Annotated in this window: 3 protein-coding genes and 1 rRNA gene; 3 read left to right on the top strand and 1 reads right to left on the bottom strand. The window is 43.5% G+C overall.

What is annotated here, in order from left to right; genetic code table 11:
* Window positions 1-231: 231 nt before the first annotated feature.
* Window positions 232-1,869 (bottom strand): FAD-dependent oxidoreductase, encoded by a 1,638-nt coding sequence (locus AC1DUA_RS24985; RefSeq protein ID WP_477502335.1) that lies wholly within the window; start codon window positions 1,867-1,869, stop codon window positions 232-234.
* A 216-nt stretch (window positions 1,870-2,085) separates the two neighbouring features.
* On the opposite strand from AC1DUA_RS24985, the gene AC1DUA_RS24980 reads away from it, so the two are divergent.
* The 3 genes from AC1DUA_RS24980 to AC1DUA_RS24970 all read left to right on the top strand — a co-directional run.
* Window positions 2,086-3,315, top strand: coding sequence for an S-layer homology domain-containing protein (locus AC1DUA_RS24980; protein WP_477502334.1), 1,230 nt, complete (start codon window positions 2,086-2,088; stop codon window positions 3,313-3,315).
* Window positions 3,316-3,464: 149 nt separating this feature from the next.
* On the top strand, window positions 3,465-3,743 hold the full coding sequence (locus tag AC1DUA_RS24975) for a hypothetical protein (protein WP_477502333.1): 279 nt from the start codon (window positions 3,465-3,467) through the stop codon (window positions 3,741-3,743).
* Window positions 3,744-4,112: 369 nt separating this feature from the next.
* Window positions 4,113-4,480 (top strand): 16S ribosomal RNA (locus AC1DUA_RS24970); the annotation flags it as partial.

Raw genomic sequence — 4,480 nt, 5'->3', positions numbered from 1 at the left:
TCAGATCAACCGTAATGCGCTTATTTGATTTTAAGTAATCGATGATGGATATGAGTCTTTCTTCTTGAAACAAAGCTTTCTCGCTCCTTTCGCGTAAGTGATTATAAGTAAACTTAAGTATATTGCTTATTATATGGCTGGCGGTTCTGTTTTTCAACTACTTTTTAAATTAAATTTTCGTAAAAAAACCCGCGCACTCGCTCGAAGAACGAATGCACGGGTTTGCTTATTTCACAGTTGTTTTTTTGCGAGTTGCACGTAGCTAGGGTAAGTAATTTCCCCGGTATCAAGCTTTCTAATCTCGTCTTCATTCCAACCGCTGATCTTGTTGGTGCCGGTTACCCCGGTTAGCTTGATTTGATAATGAGCAGCTAAGTACTGCTGCAACTTGGTCATTTCTTCAGGTGTGATCTCTCTAAGCTTTTGTTTGCCATGCAATTGCCCCAGTATGACGCCGATGGATTCAGCAGCCAGACTCGTATTCGGTTGAATTCTTGTGCTTCCGTATGCGATGGCCGAGGAGCCTACATTTTTCCCGGCGGAAATGACATTGTCGTAATTTTTCAATAAAAAGCTGCGCAGCGGCATGCCGTATTTGTCGGGACGTCCCATTTCAATGCCCCACTTGTTCGCGCTCGTGCCTTGCAAATCAAGCGGATAGCCGCCGATGCTGACATTATCCCAGAACATGGTGCCTGAGAGCAGGTCAGACGGTTTTAACACATAATCCATTTCGTAGTGATTATATTCCCTTACGTAAGGGTAAGTTGGCAGTTCCCCAAGTTCGGCATGCTCCCAACCTGGCAAGGTTTTACGGAAATGTCCCAGAATGGAGGCCGTCTCTTTGTTGCCCAGCGTAACAGCTTCTTGGATGGATTCGGGTTTAGATGGGTCAACGGTATACACAAGAAGGGCGTTAATTAAAACTTCTCCATCCCTTTGATTCACGGCATTCAAACCTCTTAGAAATACGCGGTCATTGGAGGAGTGATAGGCTTTTGTCATACCGCTTAGCCCGATCGCATAGCTGTCATTGATAGAGCCGCCGCCAAATTTTTTGGATTTCTCTTCAGGTTTTAGCGCGTTGAAAGTGGTATTGAACTTTTTCCAATCGACATTCTTGAACTTCATCATCATACCGGCGCTCATGTATTCGATGTCTTTTTGCCCATAGAATTTCTCTAGTCCTGGCAATCTCTTGGCATCGAGTCGTGAGATGAGTGCGGCATAATCGCTATTATCGACCCAGTAGCTGGCTGTAATCTTTTTCTTTTCATTCTTGTCCGTTGTATAGACGATAGAAGCAACTTTGTGCATGCTGTCTGACGTGTTGATTTGCTCAATTTCATTTAAAATAACGCCGGATTCGACAGGGATGTTTTTGACCAGTTTATCCATATAAGTTGAAAATTCGGAAAGCTTGCGGATTTTAGCATTTCGGAAGCCGTCGAATAATTCTTTAGCCCGGCCCTGCACTAATAAATGACCTTGATCGTCGCGCGTTTCATCCAGAAACAACATTTGACTCTGAAGGATTTGGCCGCCAAAAGCTTTATGAGGATCTAATACTTTAACCTTCAAGCCTTCGTCCGCCGCGGCCCTTGCTAGGTAGAGACCTTCTAGCTCACTGCCGATCACAACAACATCAACTTGTTCTAAGGGATACGTATTTTTAGTTTCTACGGGCGCTGTCGGTGGGGCTTCACTAACAGGGGGAGGATCATGATGCGTGTTAGTTGGCACTGTAACAACGGCAGGTTCCACATTTGCTTGCTTGAGTCCGATTTTGCTATAAGTAAAGACTGACAATGCAATTAGAATAACGGCTAGAGCAATAACAAGCTGGACTCTGGGATTACGTAAACGCATACGTGAGCTCCTTTAGCGATAGTGTTTTATCTCGTTTAGTTTAGCAGTTTCATAGGGGATTTAATAGACTCGACAATTTGATATTTTAAATCATTCCCTGTACGACCCCCCAAAACATTTCCTCAAGGGCGAATCCTTGTAGCATAACCAGGAACCCTTCGCGAAGGCTCCACATTATTTATACCAATCATATGAATAAGGGAGAGGGAACTTGATATGAAAAAGAACCTAATGAAGAAAGCTGTAGCAACAGGACTTGTACTAACAATGGTAATGGGAGGCGCTTCTGCAGCGTTTGCCAAAGGGAATGACCATGATGATCGTGGTAAAGGAAACAATAACAACAATAATAATAGCTACAACACTTCTTTTAATAATGGTAAAAACAACAACGGTAACATTAGCGGCAACATTCAAATCCGCATCAACTTTGACGATCTTAAAGGCGCTCAATGGGCAATGCGATACATAGCTAGCTTGGCATCCAAGCAAGTATTCGAAGGTTACGAAGACGGTACGTTCAAACCGGACAAATCCGTTTCCCGCATTGAAGCGATTACAGCCGCTGTAAGATTGATGGGTCTGCGTGAACAAGCGGAATCCGCTACTGAAATGGCAACAAAACTAAACTTCAAAGATGCTGACAAAATCCCTGCATGGGCAGTAGGATACGTAGCCGTAGCACTTGAAAATGATTTATTCACAGAAAACGATGATTCCGTTCAACCATCTAAAGAAGCGGATCGCCTATGGGCAACTACGCTATTAGTGAAAGCTTTGAAACTTGAGTCCGAAGCTAAAGCGAAAATGAACACACAGCTTACATTTAAAGATGCTAAACAAATCCCTGCTGGATCTGTAGGATATGTTGCCGTAGCTATCGATAAAGGTCTTGTTGATGGCTTTGAAGATAACACATTCAGACCGGGCCAAAACGTGACTCGTGCACAATTGGCAGCTCTATTGGATCGTACAGGCGAGCAAATGCCTGAAGACCAAAACTCCACTACTGGAACTGTGAACGCAGTTGTATACAACAACGTGCTTCCAGTAACAAAAGCAGGAGTTACAACAAACTATGTTCTTCACCCGGATGCATTCATTTTGCGTAACGGTGTGAAAGTAGCTGCTTCTGCGATTCAAGTAGGCGATGAAGTGAAAGTTCGTTCTTTCAACAATCAAGTTGTCTTCGTAGAAGTTACTAAGCTGGCTGAGGCTAACACAAACTTCGATGTTGTAGGTACATTAAATGGAACAACTGTAGATGGACAAGGTAAAATCACTACAATTTCTATCACTCAAAATATCAATAACGTCAGCCAAACTACGGTTTATAACGTAGCAGCTAATGTCGCTTTGACAGGCAACCTTGGTTCATTTACACCTAACCATGTTGTTGAGCTTAAAGGACAAAACCAAGTTGTTACTTCTATTGATGTAAAATAAAAGAGATTTCATACAGAGATATAAAAAAGGTTGAATACTCATAACAGGCTCCTTGCTTCTTACAGCAGGGAGCTGTTGTGCTTTTATACCGTATAAACTTGCTTTCCTTGTGGGAAACTGTTCTTTATCTTGAAAGGAGTGGCATGAATATGAACGAAACGCTTATGGAGACATTCAGAAGATATTACGCAGACTATAGAGCTGCTGCCAATGTGGAGCAAAGTTTCACTGACGCTTACCAAGCCATCGCTTATCATGTTATTGCGCAAACAGATCATTTAGCTCAGAGTGGCAACCTGGAAGGCATTCAGAATATGGTCCGAGAGTTTAAAGAGATCAGCTTATCCATAGCCCCCAGCAATGATGCTCTCAAAGAGCGTTTCGAACAGGAACTAGTAGAAGATATGCTAAATCACGGACATTCCTGAAAAATGTAGAATAGAGTTGCATTATTTTGGTCACCATGGTATATTGTCTTTCCGGCCAAAACGAGCTGAAAACTTTATCGAATATTGTAAAAATAAAGCTTGCATCTGATTGGTTGAATATGCTATATTGTAATTCCGGCCGCGAGAGTGGGACGKAATGAGAAAGAAAATTGATCTTTGAAAACTGAACAACGAGTGAGTAAGCACAGTCGAGTAATCGACTATAAATGAGATGAATAATCTCGCTAGCAAGTCAATGAGCTATTAAGCTTTCAGATATAARGACGAGCAATCGTCTGACCCTTAACGGGGTCCCCGRAAAGTAATCGGAATTCTCTTCGGAGGTTMRCKTCACTTTTTGGGGAGATCTTTATGGAGAGTTTGATCCTGGCTCAGGACGAACGCTGGCGGCGTGCCTAATACATGCAAGTCGAGCGGAGCACTTCGGTGCTTAGCGGCGGACGGGTGAGTAACACGTAGGTAACCTGCCTATCAGACTGGGATAACTATCGGAAACGATAGCTAAGACCGGATAACTGGTTTTCTCGCATGAGAGAATCATGAAACACGGAGTAATCTGTGGCTGACAGATGGGCCTGCGGCGCATTAGCTAGTTGGTAGGGTAACGGCCTACCAAGGCGACGATGCGTAGCCGACCTGAGAGGGTGAACGGCCACACTGGGACTGAGACACGGCCCAGACTCCTACGGGAGGCAGCAGTAGGGAATCTTCCGCAA

Source organism: Paenibacillus sp. 01T422, assembly GCF_056398785.1.
Note: the sequence above shows the minus strand (reverse complement) of the source record. Positions and strands in the feature narration are given on the sequence as shown.

What these genes read in the sequence shown, in the direction of transcription:
- AC1DUA_RS24985 (WP_477502335.1), bottom strand. Translation starts at nt 1,869, where the DNA reads ATGCGTTTACGTAATCCCAGAGTCCAGCTTGTTATTGCTCTAGCCGTT.
- AC1DUA_RS24980 (WP_477502334.1), top strand. Translation starts at nt 2,086, where the DNA reads ATGAAAAAGAACCTAATGAAGAAAGCTGTAGCAACAGGACTTGTACTA.
- AC1DUA_RS24975 (WP_477502333.1), top strand. Translation starts at nt 3,465, where the DNA reads ATGAACGAAACGCTTATGGAGACATTCAGAAGATATTACGCAGACTAT.